The sequence below is a fragment of the Nodosilinea sp. FACHB-141 genome, from assembly GCF_014696135.1.
Lineage (GTDB): Bacteria > Cyanobacteriota > Cyanobacteriia > Phormidesmidales > Phormidesmidaceae > Nodosilinea.
Window position 1 is genome coordinate 276,091 of record NZ_JACJPP010000022.1, and the last position, 22,297, is coordinate 298,387.

The following is a 22,297-nucleotide window of genomic DNA, read 5'->3' on the forward strand; positions in this document are numbered from 1 at the left end:
CAATGAACTATAAGGAAGCGGTGTGGAGTTATGGTTTTGGCAACGCAACCTGCCTAGGCCCTCGCTAGCTAATGACCACGCCAACCCGAGCGGTGGATGCGCCAAGGGCTAGACCTGCACTGATAACCCCTGACCCACTTCACTCATTCCAAATGTGGTTTTGCCACTAGTGCCCTCTCAAGGGTGCTACGGACGATGAGTTTAGGATTATTAACCCCCAAGCTATGAAGTTTCTTGGATACTCAAGGAGAGGTTCTAGCGATCTACAAACTCTACATTGAATGAACTATTGGAGAACCCGTGATGCAGGTGAGCTCTAGCTTTAAGCGGCTTTGGTGGATGATTGCTGCCACTACCGTCATGATTGCGATGGTGGTCTATCTAGGGGTAGTGCCGGTGGTTAAAAACCATCACCTTTCCCTAGGGGCGATCGAAGAGCGGCTTAGCCAGGGCTTTGTGCCGTCAGGGACGATTAGAGAACAGGCTGTCAGCGGCGGCATGAGCCGGGGTGGCTCCTTTAGTCGCCCCTCTGCGCCCGCACCCTCGGCTCCACGCAGTTTGCCTAGCTATGGCGGCGGTGGCTATGGCGGCAGTTACGGTGGTGGGTATGGTGGAGGCTACGGCGGTGGCTACGGTGGTGGCTACGGCTATCGCTCGGCTCCGGGGCCGGTGATTGTGCCTTACCCCACCTACGCTCCGGCTCCGGTGTATGTGGGCACGGGCGGTGGCGGTGGCGGCGGTGGATTTTTGATTGTGATTGTAGTGGTGGGGTTTATTGTGCTGCCCATCGCGTTTAATTATTTGCAGGGCGGCAGTCGTAGGTTTGACGGTTCAGCGGCGACGGGTAGCCAGAGCGAGCTGCTCAACGACATTGTCACCGTGACGCGCCTACAGATAGTGCTGCTAGCGGGGGCAAGAGATCTTCAGCGCGACCTCGATCGCATTGCTGTCAACGCTGACCTCACCACCCCGGCGGGGCTCGCATCTCAACTGCGCGAAACAGTGCTGGCGCTGCTGCGTCACCCCGACTACTGGACCCATGTGCGGGCTGAGTCGCAGACGGTGTCTAGGCGAGAGCGGGCATCAGAACTGTTTGAGCGGCTGTCGATTCAAGAGCGCAGCAAGTTCACTGTCGAAACTTTGGTAAATGTTGGCGGCGAGGTGCAGCGACGCACCATGCCCGGTGGTCCCAGCGGAGATGTGGCCTCGCACATTGTGGTGACGCTGCTGTTGGGTACAGCAGACGATCGCCCCCTGTTCGGCACCGTTAATTCTGTTACTGACCTAAAAGCGGTATTGCAGCGCTTAGGCTCTATTTCTCCTGCCTATTTGCTGGTCTACGAGTTGCTGTGGACACCCCAGGACCCCACCGATAGCCTGAGCGGCGATGAACTGCTCGCCAACTATCCCGACCTGGTCACGCTTTAGACTGCCCATCACTTGCAGCTAAGAGCGGCTCTGAATTTGGGAGTATCGGTGGCAAGAACGTTTCGATGCTCGTCGAGCCGGTTTTCGAGCTGAAAACTGCCTTACGGTTAACCCCACAACCGGTACGGGAGGGAAGTTCGCCATCACAGTAGGGTTCCTACGACTGGAGGTAGAAGCGGCTCTGGCGCACCATAGTAGCTGTAGAGAGTGAAAGCGCAAATGCTTGACCTGACTCACCTTAGACGTTTGCAAAGGCAAGTACCAGGAGGTTTAGAACCTATGATTATTCGTCGCTACTTAGACCCCATCACCGAAATCAACGCCATTCGTCGTCAGATCAACGAGGCCTTCGGCGACCTCACCAATGAAGCGTTGACTAAGACCGATTGGGCTCCTGCCATTCGCTTAGTTGACCACGGCCATGAGTTCGTGTTGACGGCTCACTTGGTAGGCGTTACCGCTGCCGACCTCGATGTGCAGGTAGCTGCTGATAGTGTAACCATTGCTGGCGTTCGCAAAGCCCCCGAAGCCCCCGCCGAAGAAGGCACCCAGGTGCTCTACGACGACACCCGCTACGGCAGCTTCCAGCGCATGGTCAATCTGCCCGATGCTGTGCAGAATGACAAAGTTGTGGCTGACTTTACCCATGGCGTGCTGACTCTGACCCTGCCCAAGGTGGTTGAAGCTCGCAATAAGGTGGTCAAAATCAGCCTAGGTGGCAACGAAAACCCTGCCATTGAAGCGGGTGAAGCCTAACTCAGAGCATGAGATGTCTCTGCGCTAACGATTGACGATTGAGAGTAAGTCATGATGACTGGGGAGGCAATGCCTCCCCTTTTTTTTGCTGAGCTGATTGCAGCATCGTGCCACTGAATTTGCAACTACCCTAAATTCAGTTCCCCTTGGAGCTAGCCTAGGCAATTCTGCTGGGCCTCTACGGCTGTGGCTTTTCGAGATCGGCGTCGCCTACGGTAAACGTGACCGAGAGGGGGCTATCAACCCGGCGAGAGGCCTCGCGCAGCTCAAGTCCCACAACCATGCCGTCGTCGTCGTAATCGAGAATGAGGTTGGGCGAAATGCGGGCGGTTTCGCCGACTTCGCGCTGGTTAAAGGCGATTTGCAGGATGTCGCGATCGGGGTCGTAGGTGATCTGCATAGGCTGGGGCGCAGGGCGACAAAGGCGCGGTGGGTAGTGTGATAGCCGCCATCATAGAGTGTTTCTGGGCGGATGGTTTACCCTTTGGCCACCGGCATTGCTCTGGAACTGCGGCCATTCGCCCATCTTGGCCAAAACAGCACCCGTAGCAGCAGCCCGAGCGATCGCAGCTCCCCGGGGCTGTTCCACCGCTTCCACTGGCCAGGGCGGCAAAATAGCGTGGTGACCAGTGCTCGGTAGGTGGCAGGAGCCATGGGGCCAAACTGCACTCGCAGATGGGGCAACTCGTCCTTGTAGTATATGGCGGTGACAATGCCCTCTAGGGCGATCGCCTCCTCGGCGATTTCTAGATCTACCGCCATCCCTACGCTGAGGGGATGCTCTGGGGAAACCTGCTGGGTGAGGGCGACCTCAACCCCAGCCTCTGACATCTGCGTAGTCATGCCCCACCAGTTTTTGGGGGCAGGGCTACCGGGCCTGGGGTCGAGGTCATCGCCCGACGCCGCCTGGAACAGCCGGGGCGACAGCTTCACCACTCGGCGCAGATCCAGCCACACATGGGGGTTGGGGCGAGGGACATCCAGCAAAATTAGCAGAGCGATCGCAATCATCGCCAGGTTGTAGGCGCTCCACATCCAGCTCAGGGCCAGCCCCTTAGCCTGGAGATCGTAGCTGTCACTGCCCCATCCGGCCGCCAGACATAGGCCCAAGTTGCGCCACAGGCTGATAGCGGTAAGCACAAACAAAACGATCAGGGGCAGGCTCAGCCGCCAATTAAACTGAAATGTTTGGTTCGATGTGCCCTTGGGGGTGACGTCAAAGCCCTTCGAAAACGGTCTGACCAGGGCTTGTACTACCGTCACCGCCAGGGGAAACACCAGCACTACCGAATATATATCAGAGATGAGCGCCGAGCGGGAGTAGTGGTTAAGCCAGGCAAATACGGTGAGCTGCACCAGGTAGTAAGGCAAAAAGAAATACAGCACTTCGCGCGTGTTGGCCTGAATGGGCACCACATTGAGAAACGAGTAGGCCAGGGGCATCAACAACAGTACCAGGCGGGGAATGCTACCCAACTGATTCATAAGCCCTTCGAGATGCCCTAAGCGCTGCAGCGGGGACAGCCCTCGAATAGTTAGGGGGTTGGAGTCGATAAAGAACGCCTGGAGGGTACCTCTGGCCCACCGCAGCCGCTGGGTGACGTGGGCTGAAATGTTCTCTGCTGCTAAGCCCGCGCTGAGCTGTTCGTCTAAATAAATGACCTCGTTGCCCCGGGCCGCTATGCGAATAGCGGTGAAGTAGTCTTCGCTGAGCGATTCGGTGACAAATCCACCGCTGTCTTCTAAGGCGCTGCGGCGCACCACAAATGAGGTGCCGGCACAGACCACGCTACCCGACCCATCTCGCATCGGCTGAATCTGGCGGTAAAAGACCTCTTCGTCTGGGGTCAACACCCCTTCTAAACCTAGGTTGCGGGCGATGGGGTCGGGGTTATAGAAACTCTGGGGAGTCTGCACCAGCCCCACTTTTGGGTTTTGAAAGAAGCCCACGGTGCGGCAGAGAAAATTGCGCGTTGGGACAAAATCGGCATCGAAGGAGGCGATCAGTTCTCCCTGGGTGAGTTCGAGGGCATGGTTGAGATTGCCCGCCTTGGCGTGGTGGTTGTGGGAGCGCGTCAGGTACTGGCAGCCCAATTCTGCTGCTAAGGCTTTGATTTTAGGTCGGCGGGTGTCGTCGAGTAGATATACGGTTTTGCGCGAGTAATCCATCGCCTGACACCCGATGACGGTGCGGCGCAAGATAAAAGCCGGTTCATCGTAGGTAGGGATAAACACATCTACCCAGGGCTGGTAATGCCCCTGGATGACCTCGTGCTCTAGCGCATCGGCCTGGGAGCGGCGATCGCGCACCCGCAGCAGCAGCAGGAGTTGAATAATGCTGTTGGTGAGGCCAAACAGCTCCACCCCAAGCAGCAGCAGGCTAAAGGTGCCCTCTAGAGGTGAGGCAAGATTGAGGGTAGAGAGGCAGCGCCAGGCGAGATAGCGGGCCACCAAAACTAGCAAAATGCTAATCACAACGCACCGCGACCAGGGCCGAGGCCGGGGTGAAATGCGGGTGATGGCAAAGGCCAGCAGTAGCAGCACCACTGTGGGGGCCACCAAATATTGGACAGCCACCATGGGCACTTCAAGCCACATTGGAGGCTGACTCTGCAACACTTGGAATTGGGCAAAAATTTTGGTAATTCTCGTCTCACCCGCAAACCAAGCCAGCACAATGGCTGCCGATAGCCCCACGATCGCGGCCATGATCAAGGTCGCCCAGCGTACCGGCGGACGCGATTTAGCCTTGTCGAGCGGTTTGGAAACAGATCTCGATAGAGACGGCATGGCTGAAAGACGGTAAAGAGCAGAAGCGGCGGGTGCAGCCTCAGGCCAGCTAACCGAGCACTATCCAGTAAATTTTGGCCGACCTATCTGAGAGTGGCCTGAGTAGAGCAAGCACGCAGTAGCAGACATCCAGAAACCGGGCCTAACCTACCGCTATCGAAGACAAAGCTCGTAGTAGCCGGGCCACAACCCTGCCTACTGTACGCGTTAGCGCGTTATTCAGATGACGCCTACCCAACAGAAGGAGCGACCGCGCCCAAGTTTTTCTGGTGCGTTGGCCTCTAGAGCTGGTCTTCGACCATCGCCTGACGCAATTCTTCGTGGCCAAAGCTGTAGCCACCGCCGACGCGCCGCAGCAGCCCGGCCGTCACCATGGTCTCAAGCCAGGGGCGTGCCGCTTGGGGCAGGCCTTGCTTACCGCCCAACAGTAGCCGCACCAGGCCGTGCTGCAAGCTAAAGGACAACCACAGGGCGAGAATCACTAAACACCCCACGATCAGCCTTATGCGGCTGAGGGGCAACAGCATCAGCGGCGGCTGGGCGCTCACGGCCGCAGGTAGTACCAGCAGTAGCCCCAAAATCGCGCCCAGTACTGCCACCAGCACCACCGTATTCCGCAAGGCCAGTGTCACATCTTGATTGGGAGTTTGTCGAATTTGAGCCGCCCCAGGCACCCCGCCCTGGAGCAGCCCGACCAAACCTAAGCTCCAGCCCAGCACGGCACCTACGGCCCCGGCTCCGCCAAACCCGACTACCCCAAGGCCAAAGGGGCTGAGCACTAGGGCGGCCACGCTGCCCAACCCGAGACCCAGCACCAGGGCTAGCCCGCCGCAGGTGAGCGCTAGGGAAATTATGCGACCCATGGGAGCGATCGCCACCCCCAGCCGCACATAGGGAAAACTCTCCAGATCGATCTGCGAGGCCATCAGCCCCAGGGCCACTCCCAGCAGTAGGTTGCCGCCCACCAGTCCCATGATCAGGGCGATCGCTAGCCCCACTAGCAGCCGGTAGAGCAACTGGCGTGGCTCGGGCAGCCAGCTCCGATCTAGGTCATCCAAATAAAAGGTACGAGGGCGCTGGCTGAGCTGCTCGGCCAGCCATCCCAAAGTGGCTCGGTGCTGAGCTGAATTGCCCTTTGCCTTAGCCAATTCCTCATCCAGATACCGCTTGATTAGGTCGGCCCGACTGCGCAGGGGAGGCACCGCCAGATTGGGCATCGCCACCAGCAGGTTTAGCACCAGGGGCAGCCTGGCCAACTGCTGAAGCAGCTTGCTGCCCTTGATCACCGGCCACAGCTCGGGCCGGTTCTGGGCCACCACGTAGTCTTTGACCTGCTGGGCCGCTAGAGGAATGATGTTGATGCCGCCGTTGAACTGGTCAAAAGTGAGCCCTGACGACTCCAGCACCTGGCGACGGCAGCAGAGCAGGGCGGTTTGGTTAGGGTTGCTGCGCAGCAGGGTTTCAACCGCAGCGGCGCATTTGCGCTTTTGGGCGGTGGGCAGGTGGTCAAACCCATCGATTAGCAGCGTGAGCTGGGCATTGTCAATCCAGTAGCTGGCGTCGGATTTTGCTACCCGGTAATCGCGCCATAGGCTAACCATCAGCCAATCGCGCATGGTTTCTCCAGTCCAGGCTGAGACATCCACCAGCACCGGCACCGGCCCGCTGCGCTTCGCCAGTAGTTCGCCTACCGCCAGCAGGGTGTGGGTTTTGCCGACCCCCTCCTCGCCCAAAATCAGCAGGCGACCGTCGATGCCGTCGCGCTGAAACCGGTCGGCGATCGCCCCTACCGAGGTCAGCACCTCGTTGTCTTGGCTGCCAAACTTCAGCCCCCACACCCGATAGTTCATAGAAATATCGCGGCGCGGCGTGACCAGCGGCAACCCTGCCCGCCGGGCTGCGATCTGGCGATCGGCTGCCTGGGCCAGGGTCTTGAGGCTGGCCACCGTCGGCGGTCCAGGGAGCAGCGATCGCAGAAAAGTCGTCACCATGGGGGCAAGAGGAAAGAACCCAAATAGCAGGCTAGTAGCGGGGCACGGTGCGATCGACCAGCAGGGAATAGGCGTCGATGCCGCCGGTTACATTCTTGAGCTGGGTAAAGCCCTGCTGGGCCAGCCAGCCGCACATCTGGGCCGAGCGAATGCCGTGGTGGCAGAGCACGATGGTGTCGCGATCGCGCTCAAAGCGGCTGTGAATAGTCTCTGACCACTCGGCAAACTCGCTCAGGGGCAGGTTAGCAAAACCGGGCAGGCTGGCCAGTTCAAGTTCGCTGGGTTCGCGGACGTCGATTAGCTGCACTGCATCGTCGGCCTCGGCTAGACGCTGGGCCAGGGCCTCAACGCTGAGGGATGCGTAGGGGGCAGGGTTGGGAGAAACGGTCATAGGCCAACTCTAGAGGGCAACGGTAGAACGACGGGCTGAGGCTATCCGTTTAACTCTGCCAGGCTTTTGCAGGTTTACGCAACCTTAACTGATCGCTCCGGAAAGGTGCCTAAGAAGGTACCAGAAAGATGATATAACCCTGGGCACAACCTCTCCTCGGTAACTCCATGCCAACCCCTCCGATGAAAACCATTGGCCTGATCGGCGGCATGAGCTGGGAGTCAACTCTAGAGTACTACCGCCTTCTCAACCGAGCTACGCAGGCGCAATGCGGGGGGCTACACTCCGCCAAGATCATTATGTTCTCGGTCGATTTCGCCGATCTAGCCACCCTTCAGCACCAAGGTGACTGGGCAGAGATTTCAGACATTTTGGTGGAGGCCGCCCAAAAGCTGCAAATGGCTGGAGCCAGTATGGTGCTGATCTGCACCAACACCATGCATCGGGTGGCCGATGCGATCGAGGCCCGCATCTCCATTCCCTTGCTGCACATTGCCGACGTGACCGCCACCTGTGTCAAAGCCCAGGGCCTGCAACGCATTGGCCTGCTTGGCACCCGGTTCACCATGGAGCAAGGCTTTTATCGCGATCGCCTCTCTAGCCACCAGTTAGAGGTACTGGTGCCCGATGCCACCGGGCGCGAGGCCGTTCACCAGATCATTTACGACGAGCTGTGCCAAGGACAGTTCACGCCTACCTCGCGTGAGGCTGTTTTGGCGCTCTGTGAGCAACTGGTCCACGCCGGGGCCGAAGGCGTGATACTGGGGTGTACGGAGCTAGAGCTGCTGGTCGGTGATGCCACAGCGAGGGTGCCCCTCTTTCCCACTACCCGCATCCACGCTGAAGCGGCTGTGGCGCTTGCTTTGGGAACAGTCGAAACCTGACCGCAGTTTAAAGCACTGCCCTTGTGCTTGGACTCTAGTCATTTTGGCAATGACTATACCAAGCGCTAGCCACAACTCTAGAGTTTAGGCTACAGCACTAGGGATCCTGACAGCCCATCATCTGTGAGCCACAACCCTTGCCCATATTACGATCCGTTAAGGTTTGCGGGGGGTGGCGATAAGAGCTGAAATCTCTCGCTATAGACTGGTCAAAGATTAGGAAACCCTTACTGCATAGACCGTTTTGACCAACCTTTGAGGGCCTCCTTAAAGCTGTCAAACCCAGTCGTGACCCACATTGGAGTTTTGTTTCAATGTCCCATTCTGTCAAAATTTACGATACCTGTATTGGCTGCACTCAGTGCGTGCGCGCCTGCCCCACTGACGTTCTAGAAATGGTGCCCTGGGATGGCTGCAAGGCCGGGCAAATTGCCTCCTCTCCCCGCACCGAAGACTGCGTGGGCTGCAAGCGTTGTGAAACCGCCTGCCCCACCGACTTTCTGAGCATTCGAGTTTATCTGGGTGCTGAAACCACCCGCAGCATGGGTCTGGCCTACTAGGCACCCTGCTATTTAGCCATAGTTATCGTCATTAAGCTCCAGCCCCTGGGATTAACTCCCCCAGGGGTTTTTTGCGAATTTGCAGTTTAAGCTAGAGCGATCGCAGCTTCGCCTACATGTTCAGTTCCTCCCCCCATGCCGATTTCCTCGACCAGTGGCGCTTCGCCCTAGCTCCCTACAACCTGGGGTACAAGGTCAAGCTGGTATCCCAGCTCATGTATCGCGATTTTTTAGAGCGGCTAGAACCCTACGGCCTCACCCCCTTTCACTACCTGGTATTGTGCTGCCTGTGGGAAGAAGACGGCCTGTCAACCTCGGGCATTGCCGACAAACTCAAGCAGCTTGGGGCTACCCTCACTGGGGTTGTCGATCGCATGGAAGATCGGCACCTGGTGTATCGCGAGCGCGACCCTAGCGATCGCCGCATCATTCGCATCTGGCTCACTGACGAGGGCAGGAAGCTGATGGATATACTGCCCGCTATTGGCGCAGAGACTATTCAGCGCGCCACAGCCGGGGTCTCGGAGGCCGATCAGGCTGCCGTTACGCAGTTGCTGGAGCAAATTATTCATAACCTCACCTAAGCAATAACGCCGGCCTGTTGACCCTATCAAAATTACTTAATATATTGACTATTAGTATATTAAGTAAATTGGCTGACACTTTTTGAGTCAGTCAAGAGCTTTTGGTCAAATTTAGAGTATTTGGGAGAAAGCTATGGCAAAACTCAGTCTCAAACAAAAAAGCTGGCTGGTTTCGGCTCACATCGCCTTTGCAGCTCTCTGGACAGGCGCAGTACTGAGTATGTTTTTGCTCTCGCTACGGAATACCGCCTCTGACAAAGGGGATGCGCTTTATGCACTCAACTCTGCCATTAATCTGCTTGATGACTATATAGTTATTCCTGCCGCCATTGGCTCAGTGCTCACTGCCACAGCGCTTTGCTGGGGTACCAACTACGGCTTCACCAAGTTTTACTGGGTAATCACCAAGTGGATTTTGACAACTGGGCTAGTGGTATTCGGCACCTTCTGGCTGTTTCCCTGGGGCAACGGTGCTGAGCAAATTGCCTCTGTGGAAGGGTTACAAGCTATGACCAATCCCACTTATGCCTTTAAGGCCAAAGGTGTTTTGGTCGGCACGCTGGTGCAGGCCATCTGCCTGCTGATTATTGTTGGCATCTCGGTGCTTAAGCCTTGGGGCCGACGCGCTCCAGGCATGCCGCCCCAAAAGAACGCATTGGGCTAAATCTAGCCCAATGCGGTTGCTATCAGCAAAGCAAGGGTGGTGTAGGGCGATCGCGCCTCCAACCTACCCCACCTGCTGCGATGCCTTCACCTGGGGCTGGGGCTGGGGCTGGAACTGGAAGAGGGTGTAGACCACGTTGCGGCGAATGCCCGTCATCATGTCGAGGAAGACCTCGTAGCCCTCGCTCTTGTACTCAATCAGCGGGTCTTTTTGGCCATAGCCACGCAGGCCCACGGTTTCCCGCAGGGCATCCATCTGCTGCAGGTGGTCGCGCCAGAGGCTGTCGATCTGCTGAAGGATAAAGAAGCGCTCGGCCTCGCGCATCAGCCCCGGCTTAACCTGGTCAACCTGGGCCTCCTTGATGTCGTAGGCAATGCGGGCCTGCTCGTGGAGGAAGGTGCGGATTTCGCCCACAGAGAGGTCTTCAAGCTGCTCGGGGGTGAGGTCGGCGAGCAGGTAGACAAACTCCTTCACTTTGCCCACCATTTCTGGCAGCTTCCACTCTTCGGGGGGCAGCTCGGGGTTGATGTAGGCGTTGACGATGTCATCCATGGTTTGCTCGGCGTAGCCAATCACCATTTCTTTGAGTTCGTTGCCTTCGAGTACGCGGCGGCGCTCGGCGTAGATGGCGCGGCGCTGGTTGTTCATTACCTCGTCGTACTCAAACACCTGCTTACGAATGTCGTAGTAGTAGGTTTCGACTTTCTTTTGGGCGCCTTCGAGCGATCGCGTCAGCATGCCCGACTCAATTGGCATATCCTCTTCGACCCGGAAAGCGTTCATCAGACCGGCGACGCGATCGCCGCCAAAGATCCGCAGCAGGTTGTCTTGCAGGCTCAAGAAAAATTTGGTGGAGCCAGGGTCGCCCTGGCGGCCCGCCCGGCCTCGCAGTTGGTTGTCAATGCGACGCGACTCGTGGCGCTCGGTGCCAATCACGTGCAGGCCGCCTCGCTGAATCACTAGCTCGTGCTCGGCGCTGGTTAGGGCTTCATACTCGTGGCGAATGCGGTTGTACACATCGCGCAGCTTTTGAATGACGGGGTCATCGGTGGGGGCTTTTTCGGCGGCGACGGCTAGCTTGTCTTCGGCCTGTAGCTCGGTCAGGCTGCGATCGCCGTAGGTGGTGACGGCAAAGTCGACGGTTGCCTTCAGCTCATTGATAGTATCCGCCGACAGCTCAATAGGGAAGATATCGGGCGAGGCCTTCCAGGTTTTGACCTTTTTGCCGGGGGCAAAGCCCTGGGCAGGGGCGCGGCCTTTGGTGCCCGGCACCGCCGTCACCGAAAACTCATCTTCGTCCTCAGGCTTGACGATGCGGGGCATCAGGTACTCGCGCACCTTGAGTCGGGCCATATAGTCGGCGTTACCGCCGAGGATAATGTCGGTGCCGCGCCCGGCCATGTTGGTGGCAATGGTGACCGCGCCGCTGCGCCCAGCCTGGGCAACAATCTCCGACTCGCGCTCCACGTTCTCGGGTTTGGCGTTAAGCAGGTTGTGGGGCACGCCGCGCTCGTTGAGCAGCGCCGACAGCACCTCCGATTTTTCTACGCTGGTGGTGCCCACCAGTACTGGGCGTCCCGCCTCGTGCATCTCGGCGCACTCTTCGGCCACGGCCTTCCACTTGGCCTCTTCGTTTTTGTAGACCACATCGGAGAGGTCGCGGCGAGCAGCGATGCGGTTGGTAGGGATGATTGTGACTTCAAGCTTATAGATGCGCTCAAACTCGGCTTCTTCGGTCTTGGCGGTGCCGGTCATGCCCGACAGCTTGGGATAGAGCAGAAAGAAGTTCTGGTAGGTAATGCTGGCCAGTGTCTGGGTTTCAGGCTGAATTTCTACATGCTCTTTAGCTTCAATCGCCTGGTGCAGGCCATCGCTCCAGCGACGACCGGGCATGACTCGCCCGGTAAACTCGTCCACAATAATGACTTCGTCGTTGCGGACGATGTACTTGACGTCCTTAGCAAACAGTTCCTTGGCCTTGATGGCGTTGAAGATATAGTGGGCCCAAGGATCTTTGGGGTCAAACAGATCCTGCACGCCCAGCAGCTCTTCAGCCTTGATGAAGCCTTCGTCGGTGAGCAGCACGTTGTGGGCTTTTTCGTCGACTTCGTAGTGCTCTTCGGCGTGGAGCTCGCGGCTAATTTCGGCGGCGCGGTTGTACTTCTCGCCGGGGCGATCGACTTGGCCCGAAATAATCAGCGGCGTGCGGGCCTCATCCACCAGAATGGAGTCAACTTCGTCGATGACGCAGTAGTTAAAGGGGCGCTGCACCACGTCTTCCATGGCGGTGGCCATGTTGTCGCGCAGGTAGTCAAAGCCAAACTCGCTGTTGGTGCCATAGGTGATGTCGCAGCCGTAGTTGAGCTTGCGCTCGGCGGGCGACATGCCCTGCTGAATTAGCCCTACGGTGAGGCCCAAAAAGCGATGAATTTGCCCCATCCACTCGGCGTCGCGGCGGGCTAGGTAGTCGTTCACTGTGACTACGTGAGCCCCCTTACCCGACAGGGCATTGAGGTACGAAGGCAAGGTTGCCACTAGGGTTTTGCCTTCCCCAGTTTTCATCTCGGCAATCTGGCCATCGTGGAGCACCATGCCGCCAATCAGCTGCACGTCAAAGTGGCGCATGCCCAGCACCCGTTTTGAGGCTTCGCGCACAACAGCAAAAGCTTCGGGCAACAGGTCGTCTAAGGATTCGCCCTTTTCGATCCGCTGTTTGAACTCTGCGGTTTTGGCCGTTAGGGCTTCGTCGGAGAGCTGCTGAATCTCTTCCTCCAGCAGGTTGATCTCGACCACGTCGGGACGATACTTCTTAAGCTTGCGCGCGTTGGGGTCACCGAGGAGGTTCTTTAGCATGAATTAGCCAGATCAGCGAAGGGTGCTGCACTTAGTCAATCGCATATGGAGACTACTCTGCAAGGAGAAATGTCCACACCTGGGCCAGGAGCAACGGCGGCAGGGTCGAAAGACGGGGCGAAAGTGCTTTTCTATCCTATCACTTGGCTTGAGGAGGCGCCCGTTTGGACCGGCTGTAAAGCAATGGCTGACGCAAACATCCTCTCAAAGAGGACAGGAAAACAGAACACTCCGGAAGCAGCACAGTTTCGTTGGCTTGGGGCTATAGCGGCAGCTGTAATTCTGGACAGTCGAGGCGAGCATTCGGGTCTGTATGCAAAATCAGCTTTGGGCGATCGCAAACCCTCCATCTCCTCCCTCCGACGCCCCGTCTTTAGGTGTAGCTCTTTGTTACAATTTGGGTCGCGCCCCAGCGGCGATCGACCCTTCAGCCGCTGCCCCCGTCTACCCTTGCGGAGCACCTTGCCCCTATGAATATGGCCCAGCAACCGCCCCTGCCGTCGTCACCTCTGTCGCCGTCGCCGTCTCGTCGCCTGCATCGGGCCACCTTAGAAAACATGCTGCAATCCTCAGAGGCTGTTACCCCCCCGTGGACCATCGAGGACAGCGAGGAACTCTACCGCATCCACAGCTGGGGAGAACCGTACTTCTCGATCAATGCTGACGGACATCTAACGGTGTCGCCTCGGGGCGATCGCGGTGGCTCACTCGATCTGTTGGAGCTGGTAGAGGCCATCAAACAGCGCAACCTCAACCTGCCCCTGCTGATTCGCTTTTCGGATATTCTTGAAGACCGCATTGAGCGCATTAACGCCTGCTTTGCCAAAGCGATCGCCCGCTACAAATACAGCGGTGTGTATCGGGGCGTGTTCCCGGTCAAATGCAACCAGCAGCGGCAGCTGCTCGAAGATGTGGTGCGTTATGGCAAGCCCTACCAGTTTGGCCTAGAGGCTGGGTCCAAGCCCGAGCTGCTGATTGCCCTAGCCACCCTCGACACTCCAGGCGCGCTGCTGATCTGCAATGGCTACAAAGACAAAGACTACATCGAGACCGCTATGCTGGGCCAGCGTCTCGGTCAGCAGCCGATCATCGTCATCGAGCAGATGAATGAGCTGGAGATTGCCATTGAGGCCAGCCAGCGGCTCAACATTCGCCCAGTGCTGGGGCTGCGGGCCAAGCTCAGCACCAAGGGCAGCGGCCGCTGGGGCATTTCGGCGGGCGATCGCGCCAAGTTCGGTCTGACTGTCCCGGAGATTCTGGCGGTGGTCGATCGCTTGCGCCATGCCAACATGCTCGACTGCCTCCAGCTCTTGCACTTCCACATTGGTTCCCAAATCTCAGCTATCAGCGTGGTCAAAGAGGCTTTGCGAGAGGCCAGCCGCATCTATGTCGAACTGGCAGAGCTGGGCGCGGGCATGCGCTATTTAGACGTGGGCGGTGGCCTGGCCGTTGACTACGACGGCTCTAAGACCACCTTCTACGCTTCCAAAAATTACAGCACCCAAAACTATGCTAACGACGTGGTGGCCGAGGTGCAGGAGGCCTGCCGCATCAAAGGGATAGCTGTCCCCACCTTGGTCAGCGAGAGCGGTCGGGCGCTGGTGTCTCACCAATCCGTGCTTGTCTTTGACGTGCTGGGCAGCAGCGATGCCCCCTCCCACGAAGAGGTGGAGATGCCCGGCGACGACGACCACGTGATTTTGCGCGAGCTTTACGAGATCTACCAAAACCTCACCCCCAACACTGTGCAGGAGCTCTACAACGACGCGGTGCAGTTCAAGGAAGAGGCGATTAGCCTGTTCAACTTTGGCTATCTCAGCCTGTCGGCGCGGGCGCGGGCCGAGCGGCTGTTTTGGGCCTGCTGCCGCAAGGCCCTGTCGGTGGTCAGCGATGCCGATTACATTCCCGAAGACATCGAGGAGCTGCACCAGAGCATGGCCTCGATCTACTACATCAACCTGTCGGTGTTTCAGTCGATGCCAGATACTTGGGCGATCGAGCAGCTGTTCCCGATCTTGCCCATCCACCGGCTCGACGAAGAGCCGAGTTGTCGGGGTACTCTGGCCGACCTCACCTGCGATAGCGACGGCAAAATTACCACGTTTATCGATCTGCGCGACGTGAAGCACGTGCTGGAGCTGCACTCGCTGAAGCCCGACGAGCCCTATTACCTGGGCATGTTCTTAGGCGGGGCCTACCAAGAGATTATGGGCAACCTGCACAACCTGTTTGGCGACACTAATGCGGTGCACATTCACATGACCCCCAAGGGCTATCAGGTGGAGCAGGTGGTCAAGGGCGACACCATGACCGAGGTGCTGGGCTACGTACAGTACGACGCCGAAGACATGATTGAGAATATTCGCAAGCGATCGGAGCGGGCGCTGCAAGATAGCCAGATCACCTTGGAGGAGTCGCAGCTGTTGATTCAGCACTACGAGCGCAGCCTCAGCCAGTACACCTACCTGACCTAAGCCACAACCAAAAAGTCTGGGTGCGTCCACGATAGGCAATGACGCACCCGGACTCCAAATCTCAATTCAGCAGGCTCTTGGGAAACCTCAAGCAGCCTCAATCAACCAAATCGACCCGATACGTAGTCTTGGGTCGCCTGTTCGCTTGGGTCATTGAAAATTTTCTCAGTATCCCCGTATTCCACCAGATAGCCGACCTTGTTGCCAGACTCGGTCGCCTCGGCGTTAAAGAACGCTGTTTTGTCGGAAATTCGCGACGCCTGCTGCATGTTGTGGGTAACGATGACGATGGTATAGCGCGTCTCTAGCTCCTTCATTAGCTCTTCGATCTGGAGGGTCGAGATCGGGTCAAGGGCGGAGCAGGGCTCATCCATCAAAATCACTTCGGGCTCAATGGCGATCGTGCGGGCAATGCAGAGGCGCTGCTGCTGGCCGCCCGACAGAGAAAGGCCACTTTGCTTGAGCTTGTCTTTGACCTCGTCCCATAGGGCAGCCCGCCGGAGAGAGTTCTCAACGAGCTCATCCATATCGCCCTTGTAGCCGTTGATGCGAGCGGCAAAGGCAATATTTTCGTAGATCGACTTGGTAAATGGATTGGGTTTTTGAAACACCATGCCAATGCGGCGACGCACATAAACCGGGTCAATATCTTTGGCGTATAGATCGGTGCCATGGAACATCGCCTTGCCCTCAACCCGCGCTCCGCGAATGAGGTCATTGGTGCGGTTGAAGCAGCGCAGAAGAGTGCTCTTTCCACAGCCCGATGGACCAATAAAAGCGGTGATCTCATTCTTAAAGATATCAAGGTTGATATCCCGTACCGCTAGGGTTGATCCGTAGTACACACTGACGTTCTTAGCCCGCAAGGCAGCCTCAGTGGCAACTGGGCTGACAGATTGTGAAGTCATGACGTTACTCTACGCTGCAACTAAAAAACTTGCGCTAACCCTACTTCTGAAAGCGATTCCGCAGATAGATGGCGGTGGCATTCATCAGTAACAAAATTACCATCAGTACGATGATGGCACCTGCCGCTAAGGCATGGAAATCGGCTTGAGGTCGAGACACCCAGTTGAAAATTTGAATGGGCAATACGGTGAACGGGCTCTGTAACCCTCGCAGAGACAGCTCTGGCAAGAAGGGAATATAAGTGAGGGCCCCGATGGTGATTAGAGGAGCGGTTTCGCCGATCGCCCGAGACAGGGCCAAAATAACCCCGGTCAAAATACCTGGCAGCGCTAGGGGGAAAATGTGCGATCGAATCACCTGCCAGCGGGTAGCACCCAGGGCAAAGCCCGCCTGCCGCAAACTTCCTGGAATGGCCCTCAGAGCTTCGCGAGTAGCAATAATCACGATGGGTAGCACCAGCAGGGCTAGGGTCAGCGCCCCTGCTAAAACCGTGCGGCCTTGGGTAATTGGAAACAGAATGCGCACAAAAACCTGGAGACCCAGCAACCCGTAGATAATCGAGGGCACGCCAGCCAGGTTGGAAATGTTGATTTCGATTGCCCGAGCCAGCCAGCTGTCGGGCACAAACTCTTCGAGAAAAATGCCCGCTCCCACGCCAATCGGGAAGGTAACCAGGGCCACCAGCACCATGACCCAAATGGTGCCTACTAAGGCCGATACAATACCGGCTGTCTCGGCTTTGCGAGAAGGAAAGCTAGTGAGAAACTTCCAGCTGAGAACAGGTACACCGTCAATAAGTACGTCAGCGAGCAGTACCACCAGCACAAACAGCGAAAAAATGACGGCTGAGAGGGCCAGCAATGAAAACCCCTGATCAATACCCTGGCGGCGGCCTAGGGCATTGAGAACCTGTTTCTCCTCAATATCCCAACCGGTATCGAGGGGTTTTGCTTGAGACGATAGGGGCGTCATTCGTAGGTCTCCCTAAACTTGCGAACAAACCAGAAGCTAATAATGTTGAAGACTAGGGTGAGCAAAAATAGCGTCATCCCTACCGCAAAGATTGATTTGAAGGCGATCGAGCCCGCTGGAGTGTCGCCTAGGCTAACCTGCACAATGTAGGCTGTCATGGTCATGACTGGCACAAAGGGATTGAGCCCGAGTCTTGGGTTTTGCCCTGCCGCCAGGGCGACAATCATGGTTTCGCCCACGGCCCGAGAAACCGCCAAAATCACCGAGGCGACAATGCCGGAAAGGGCGGCGGGCAGCACGACGCCAAAAATAGTTTCTCGCTTGGTGAGGCCTAGGGCGTAGGAGCCATCCCTGAGGGCGCTAGGCACAGCGTAGATGGCGTCTTCGCTCAGGGAGGCAATCAATGGTGTAATGGCAATACCCATGACAATGCCTGCGCTCAGGGCGTTAAAGCCGCCTAGCTGAGGAATAAATATCTGGAGAAAAGGTGTGACTAGCAGCAACGCAAAGTAGCCGTAGACTACTGTGGGCACCCCCGCCAAAATCTCTAGGGCGGGCTTGAGCCACTTGCGCAGCTTAGGAGAGGCATACTCGCTAAGGTAAATAGCTGATAGCAGGCCTAGGGGAACCGCCACGAGTAAGGCGATTAGCGAGGTTAAAAAGGTGGCGCTCAGCAGCACCATAATGCCGAACTGAGGGTTTGAAAACAGGGGAGTCCACTGCCTGTCGGTGAAGAAGTTCCATAGGGGAACGTCTTTGAAGAACTCTACGGTCTCAAACAGCAGCGAGAGAACAATGCCGAAGGTAGTGGCGACAGAAATTAGAGCAAACAGGCCAAATAGCCAAATAACGGCCTGCTCGACCCGTTTATTCAGCCCTCGGTTGGGTTGCCAGAGGTTATTGGGGTCGGGTGGTAAAGAGTTTGTCGTCATGATACAGAACTCTAAAAAATAAGGGGCCAGTCAATGCTGGCCCCCAGGAACTCGATCGGCTAAACCTCAGGAAAGGCTAAGCCAGAGGGCGTTTAGGGTGTAGGCCTAGAGCACTTCTTCAAGCTTGACACCGATGGGCGAGCCGCCTTCAAACACACTGCCTACGGTTTTGTTCTCAAAGCGAGTAATAACCTTTTCGTTGATCTCTTCGGGCAGTTTGACGTAGCCAACTTCATCTACCAGGCCCGCATTTTCGGGGGAGATATAGAAATTGACAAAGGCTGCGATCGCAGGGTCTTCAGCTACTGACTGCTTAACGTAGATAAACTCAGGTCGAGAGAGGGGCACGTAGGTGCCATCAGCAACGGTTTCAGCGCTGGGCTCTACGCAGGTGCCGTTGCCGCTGTCGATGGCCACAGCCTTCAATCTGTCTTGGTTCTCGGTGAAGTAGGCAAGGCCAAAGAAGCCGAGGCCGTTGGCATCGCCGCTCACACCTTGCACAATTACGTTGTCATCTTCGCTGGCGGTGTAGTCACCCCGGCTTTCGCCATCGGCACCGATCGCATCCATAAAGAAGTCGTAGGTACCCGAATCGGTGCCTGGGCCATAGAGACCAAGGGGCGCATCGGGGAAGTCAGCGCGTACCTGATTCCAGTTGGTAATCTTACCCTGGGCATCGGGTTCCCAAACCGTCAGCAGTTCGTCGACGGTTAGACACTCGGCAAAGTCATTCTCGGGGCTAACTACCACCGTGAGACCGTCAAGAGCAATGGGCAGCTCAATATATTCAATGCCGGCCTCCGCACAGAGGTCAATTTCTTCCTGGCTGATGGGGCGAGAGGCACCGGTAATGTCAGTTTCGCCAGCGCAAAACTTCTTGAAACCGCCGCCAGTTCCTGATACGCCAACGGTAACCGCTACACCAGGATTGGCTGTACCAAACTCTTCAGCCATGGCCTCAGAAATGGGGAAGACAGTGCTAGAACCGTCTACTAAAACTGTTCCAGACAGTTCAGAGCCAGCAGCGGTTTCGGTGGTGTCGGCTTCAGGAGTTGCGGTTTGAGAGCCACCGCCACAAGCGGCCAAACTAGCCATCATTGCTACCAATGCTGAGGAGTAGCCTACACGCAACATTTTCTTATTCAAAACCATGATTCTTCTCACTCCAAATCCAATGCTTTAACGAACTCATTCAGCAAACTTTCAGCTACATTGATCCAGATGGTTAGATCCTCTGTCAATCACTTCGAGATCTAAGCTATCAGGCATACAATGGGCTTTGTGGTAGATGAAAACGCGCATTCACACGGTTTTCTGAGGACACTTTATCACTTAAGGGCTGCTGTGAAACTAGCCTTTGTCCATGAATAAATTTGGCTAAGCAATGGAGCTTAGGCTGCCATAAATAACCTTCAGCAGTGTTAGTTAGACCTAAAGACAATATCTACCAACATGTATTTACGCCTGGCATAATGATCAGGTATTTCCTTCAAGGGAAGGTCAAGCGAACATTAATAAAAGATTTTTTATAGATTAATTTCAGGTTAAGACGGATTTTGAGTCTCCCTTTTATAATCATTAGACGGTCGCTGGACTTGACCATAGAAATGAATATTAAAAATGCCGTTATCTTTCTTAAAGAGAATAATTAGTTAGATTCAAGCTATGCGGATTGTGATGAACCCCATAACTCACCTATGCCGTAGCAGAGCGGCCAGGGCAATGCCATGGAACGGCTCTTGGGTACTGATGACGCTAGGCAGGTTGGTACGCAGCTCTCCCAAACTTTCTATAAAAACTAATGTGTGGGCTAGGGCGATACACAGCACTCCTGGAACCAGCAGCCCGGTCTCTCCATTCGTCAGAGTTAGTTCCGCGATCAGCGTGACTAACAACAGGCTGAAGCAGGTAAGCAAGTTCTGGTAGAAGGCGATCGCCCCCCCTGAGTGGCGCTGCCAGGAGTTCCTAGTGGTTGCAGCAGCGCAAGCGATCGCCTCAACAGCAGACCCCAGACAGCTCCGTCTGAAGGCGCCGATCTCAGCCATTATTCGGGAACCACTAGCAGCAGGCTAAGGCTGCGATCGCACCGTTTCGCTAGCGCCAAAGGGTCTCCAAGCAGGAGTAGTTCGAGCACAATGGCACAACGGTAGCGGGCAGGGCTACAAACTTCCAAACAGCCTCGACAACCCAAACAAAGACACTGAAGCATGCACCTGGAGCAGGGCGAATATAACGCGGGCCATGGGCGAACTTTTTTAAGGATGCAAGGATGGAGAGCTGTTAGATTTTTCATATATTTTGCCGATATGGTTAGGCACAGCTTTAGGCAATAAATATAGGGGGCTCTTATGCGAGAAACCTTTACTGCCGAGGAATGGTCAGCACTGCTTCAAACCCCAATGCAAGCAGACATGGGCATTTGCTTGGCCGACCGGGTAGACCCGGTTCTGTTCTTGCAGAAGGTTTAGAGCTGGGGTCGCATTGTCACCGAAGCGATTCGGCAGAGCGATGCAGTGGGCAGCCCAGCCCCGTCTTTTCTTAGATAAAGCGAAAACTGTAGCAAATGCTACTTTATGGCCGATAATCTCAGGTGAATGGGCCAGAAGCCCCCTGTAGCTGGTTTTCTTGTCCGACAAACCCCATCATTTACCCGTGTGAGGAGAACGCCAATGCTGATTGGATTTTTGATTAGCGTCGTTATTTTGGCCATCAGCCTGCTGATTATTTCTAAAATCCCTCCCATTGGGGTCGAGATCGACAGCCCTATCAACGCTCTACTCGGCGGGGCTATCATTGGTGCTTTCAACGGCGTCTGGGGCTTCTTTCCCAATGCTCTGCGCGGCTTCTTTGCCTTTGTTAGCCTGGGGCTAGTGCCGTTGATTGGGGCCATTATTGTGTTTGGTTTGGCCGCTTGGCTGATTGAGGGCTTCCGCCTTCGCTACGGTATTTGGAGCGCTGTTCTTGGCGCGATCGCCCTAGCCATCGTCAGTTCTGTTCTCAACGCTATTCTCAGCTCCGTTGGGTTGGTCGCCGTTTAAGAACCTTAGCGCCAACGTCAAAAGCCCTAGGCTGTTATGGTCCAGGGCTTTTTGCTGCAGTGGTGTAATCATTTGTGGAGCTCGCTCTAAGGTAGCTGCTAATTCGATTACTTAGACCTGCTGCAAGAATGGGTATCCTCTAGACGGAATCCTTAAGATTCTGCGGCAAACCAGTCTTAGGTTCTTAAAAGTACGTAACATTTAATTGAAGACATATTTCCTCCCTTGGCACAAGAAACGTTAAACGAGCAGACCGAAGACCTCAGCAGCCTACTTAGAAAGGCTGCATTAACTGCTGTGGCCTTGATGACAGCCGTTGTACTGACCGTTGTAGCGGTGCGCTGTTCTCAGGCCGCTGACCCCTACGTTCACCAAGTACTTTCCTTAGAGGGCAACGGCAGCCGGGGTGAGGCAATCTTTAAAATGAACTGCGCCGTGTGCCACGGCCTCGAAGCTACTGGAGAGGTTGGGCCTAAGTTACTAGGTGTGTCGGACCACAAGACCAAGGTTGGTCTCATAAAACAGGTCATCAGCGGTCAAACCCCGCCCATGCCACAGTTTCAGCCCGAGCCTCAGGACATGGCTGATCTACTTATCTATTTAAAGCAGCTGTAGTGGCCATAGTGGCTCTCTTCAACGAGCAATTGTTACAGAGTTTTATGAGAATCATGGATAGACTCGGTCTGGACCGCGATCGCGGCTCAGAATTTTGCTGACTTGAATGAACCTGCCAAAACTCCTGCAAACAGAGGTCTTTAACCTGTTTGGGGGTGTACAACTCCCCGTGAATGGCTCGAGCAGATTAAAGTTTGACGGAATGTTTGTTTACAAAACTCCACAACTGCGGTATGGTTTACTCACATGGGTTACAAATCTAAACGGTTTGCCCATGCACCTTGAATTGATAAATACCAAGGACTAATACATCATGACCACGACTCTACAGCGGCGCGAGAGCGCCTCCCTGTGGGAGCAGTTTTGCCAGTGGGTGACCAGCACCGAGAACCGCCTGTATGTGGGCTGGTTCGGCGTGCTGATGATCCCCACCCTGCTAGCTGCGACCGCCTGCTT

The 22,297-nt window shown here is 56.0% G+C and carries 19 protein-coding genes and 1 pseudogene; 10 read left to right on the plus strand and 10 right to left on the minus strand.

The genetic code is table 11. From position 1 onward, the window contains the following. Nucleotides 1-303: 303 nt before the first annotated feature. Together H6F59_RS23730 and H6F59_RS23735 are read left to right on the plus strand one after the other, a co-directional pair. Nucleotides 304-1,428, plus strand: coding sequence for a DUF1517 domain-containing protein (locus H6F59_RS23730; RefSeq protein ID WP_190706598.1), 1,125 nt, complete (start codon nucleotides 304-306; stop codon nucleotides 1,426-1,428). Nucleotides 1,429-1,707: 279 nt separating this feature from the next. After that, entirely contained in the window at nucleotides 1,708-2,184 is a 477-nt protein-coding gene (locus H6F59_RS23735; protein ID WP_190706601.1) for an Hsp20/alpha crystallin family protein, read from the plus strand. A 178-nt stretch (nucleotides 2,185-2,362) separates the two neighbouring features. Here the strand turns inward: H6F59_RS23735 and H6F59_RS23740 are convergent, their stop codons facing one another. The 4 genes from H6F59_RS23740 to H6F59_RS23755 form a co-directional block, all read right to left on the minus strand. Continuing rightward, nucleotides 2,363-2,584: a DUF2283 domain-containing protein gene (locus H6F59_RS23740; protein WP_073608782.1), complete on the minus strand. Its 222-nt coding sequence runs from the start codon at nucleotides 2,582-2,584 to the stop codon at nucleotides 2,363-2,365. A 77-nt stretch (nucleotides 2,585-2,661) separates the two neighbouring features. Next, the gene (locus H6F59_RS23745) at nucleotides 2,662-4,974 is read right to left on the minus strand and encodes a glycosyltransferase family 2 protein (protein WP_190706605.1); all 2,313 of its coding nucleotides are present in this window, start codon (nucleotides 4,972-4,974) and stop codon (nucleotides 2,662-2,664) included. A gap of 281 nt (nucleotides 4,975-5,255) precedes the next feature. After that, nucleotides 5,256-6,965, minus strand: a complete 1,710-nt coding sequence (locus H6F59_RS23750) for an NACHT domain-containing NTPase (protein ID WP_190706608.1) — start codon at nucleotides 6,963-6,965, stop codon at nucleotides 5,256-5,258. A gap of 31 nt (nucleotides 6,966-6,996) precedes the next feature. Beyond that, complete coding sequence (locus H6F59_RS23755; RefSeq protein WP_190706612.1) at nucleotides 6,997-7,356, minus strand: rhodanese-like domain-containing protein; 360 nt, start codon at nucleotides 7,354-7,356, stop codon at nucleotides 6,997-6,999. Nucleotides 7,357-7,538: 182 nt separating this feature from the next. Between H6F59_RS23755 and H6F59_RS23760 the strand changes: the two genes are divergently transcribed. The 4 genes from H6F59_RS23760 to H6F59_RS23775 all read left to right on the plus strand — a co-directional run bounded on the left by H6F59_RS23760 (nucleotide 7,539) and on the right by H6F59_RS23775 (nucleotide 10,048). Next, complete coding sequence (locus H6F59_RS23760; protein WP_190706732.1) at nucleotides 7,539-8,240, plus strand: aspartate/glutamate racemase family protein; 702 nt, start codon at nucleotides 7,539-7,541, stop codon at nucleotides 8,238-8,240. A 314-nt stretch (nucleotides 8,241-8,554) separates the two neighbouring features. Then, complete coding sequence (gene psaC, locus H6F59_RS23765; RefSeq protein WP_006515950.1) at nucleotides 8,555-8,800, plus strand: photosystem I iron-sulfur center protein PsaC; 246 nt, start codon at nucleotides 8,555-8,557, stop codon at nucleotides 8,798-8,800. A gap of 116 nt (nucleotides 8,801-8,916) precedes the next feature. Further along, the gene (locus H6F59_RS23770) at nucleotides 8,917-9,384 is read left to right on the plus strand and encodes a MarR family winged helix-turn-helix transcriptional regulator (RefSeq protein ID WP_190706615.1); all 468 of its coding nucleotides are present in this window, start codon (nucleotides 8,917-8,919) and stop codon (nucleotides 9,382-9,384) included. A gap of 133 nt (nucleotides 9,385-9,517) precedes the next feature. Beyond that, nucleotides 9,518-10,048 carry a hypothetical protein gene (locus tag H6F59_RS23775; RefSeq protein WP_190706620.1) on the plus strand — a complete coding sequence of 177 codons (531 nt, stop codon included), beginning with the start codon at nucleotides 9,518-9,520 and terminating at the stop codon, nucleotides 10,046-10,048. 63 nt (nucleotides 10,049-10,111) lie between these two features. Here H6F59_RS23775 and secA read toward each other — a convergent pair whose 3' ends face one another. Beyond that, a complete protein-coding gene (gene secA, locus H6F59_RS23780; RefSeq protein WP_190706624.1) occupies nucleotides 10,112-12,901 on the minus strand; it encodes a preprotein translocase subunit SecA in 2,790 nt (929 codons plus the stop codon). A gap of 557 nt (nucleotides 12,902-13,458) precedes the next feature. Between secA and speA the strand changes: the two genes are divergently transcribed. Then, complete coding sequence (gene speA, locus H6F59_RS23785; protein WP_242021656.1) at nucleotides 13,459-15,375, plus strand: biosynthetic arginine decarboxylase; 1,917 nt, start codon at nucleotides 13,459-13,461, stop codon at nucleotides 15,373-15,375. 101 nt (nucleotides 15,376-15,476) lie between these two features. On the opposite strand, the gene pstB is transcribed toward speA, so the two are convergent. The 5 genes from pstB to H6F59_RS23810 form a co-directional block, all read right to left on the minus strand. Beyond that, nucleotides 15,477-16,283, minus strand: coding sequence for a phosphate ABC transporter ATP-binding protein PstB (pstB, locus tag H6F59_RS23790; protein WP_190706631.1), 807 nt, complete (start codon nucleotides 16,281-16,283; stop codon nucleotides 15,477-15,479). A 40-nt stretch (nucleotides 16,284-16,323) separates the two neighbouring features. Next, a complete protein-coding gene (pstA, locus tag H6F59_RS23795; RefSeq protein ID WP_190706635.1) occupies nucleotides 16,324-17,256 on the minus strand; it encodes a phosphate ABC transporter permease PstA in 933 nt (310 codons plus the stop codon). Then, entirely contained in the window at nucleotides 17,253-18,188 is a 936-nt protein-coding gene (gene pstC / locus H6F59_RS23800) for a phosphate ABC transporter permease subunit PstC (protein WP_190706638.1), read from the minus strand. The genes pstA and pstC overlap by 4 nt, the downstream gene beginning before the upstream one ends. A gap of 105 nt (nucleotides 18,189-18,293) precedes the next feature. Further along, nucleotides 18,294-19,286 carry a PstS family phosphate ABC transporter substrate-binding protein gene (locus H6F59_RS23805; RefSeq protein ID WP_242021643.1) on the minus strand — a complete coding sequence of 331 codons (993 nt, stop codon included), beginning with the start codon at nucleotides 19,284-19,286 and terminating at the stop codon, nucleotides 18,294-18,296. A 593-nt stretch (nucleotides 19,287-19,879) separates the two neighbouring features. After that, a complete protein-coding gene (locus H6F59_RS23810) occupies nucleotides 19,880-20,233 on the minus strand; it encodes a hypothetical protein (protein WP_190706644.1) in 354 nt (117 codons plus the stop codon). Between the two features lie 627 nt (nucleotides 20,234-20,860). On the opposite strand from H6F59_RS23810, the gene H6F59_RS23815 reads away from it, so the two are divergent. The 3 genes and pseudogenes from H6F59_RS23815 to H6F59_RS23825 all read left to right on the plus strand — a co-directional run. Continuing rightward, nucleotides 20,861-21,226, plus strand: a complete 366-nt coding sequence (locus H6F59_RS23815; RefSeq protein WP_190706734.1) for a phage holin family protein — start codon at nucleotides 20,861-20,863, stop codon at nucleotides 21,224-21,226. A 306-nt stretch (nucleotides 21,227-21,532) separates the two neighbouring features. Continuing rightward, the gene (locus H6F59_RS23820; protein WP_190520062.1) at nucleotides 21,533-21,841 is read left to right on the plus strand and encodes a cytochrome c; all 309 of its coding nucleotides are present in this window, start codon (nucleotides 21,533-21,535) and stop codon (nucleotides 21,839-21,841) included. 313 nt (nucleotides 21,842-22,154) lie between these two features. Then, nucleotides 22,155-22,297 (plus strand): annotated as a pseudogene (locus H6F59_RS23825) (photosystem II q(b) protein); the annotation flags it as partial.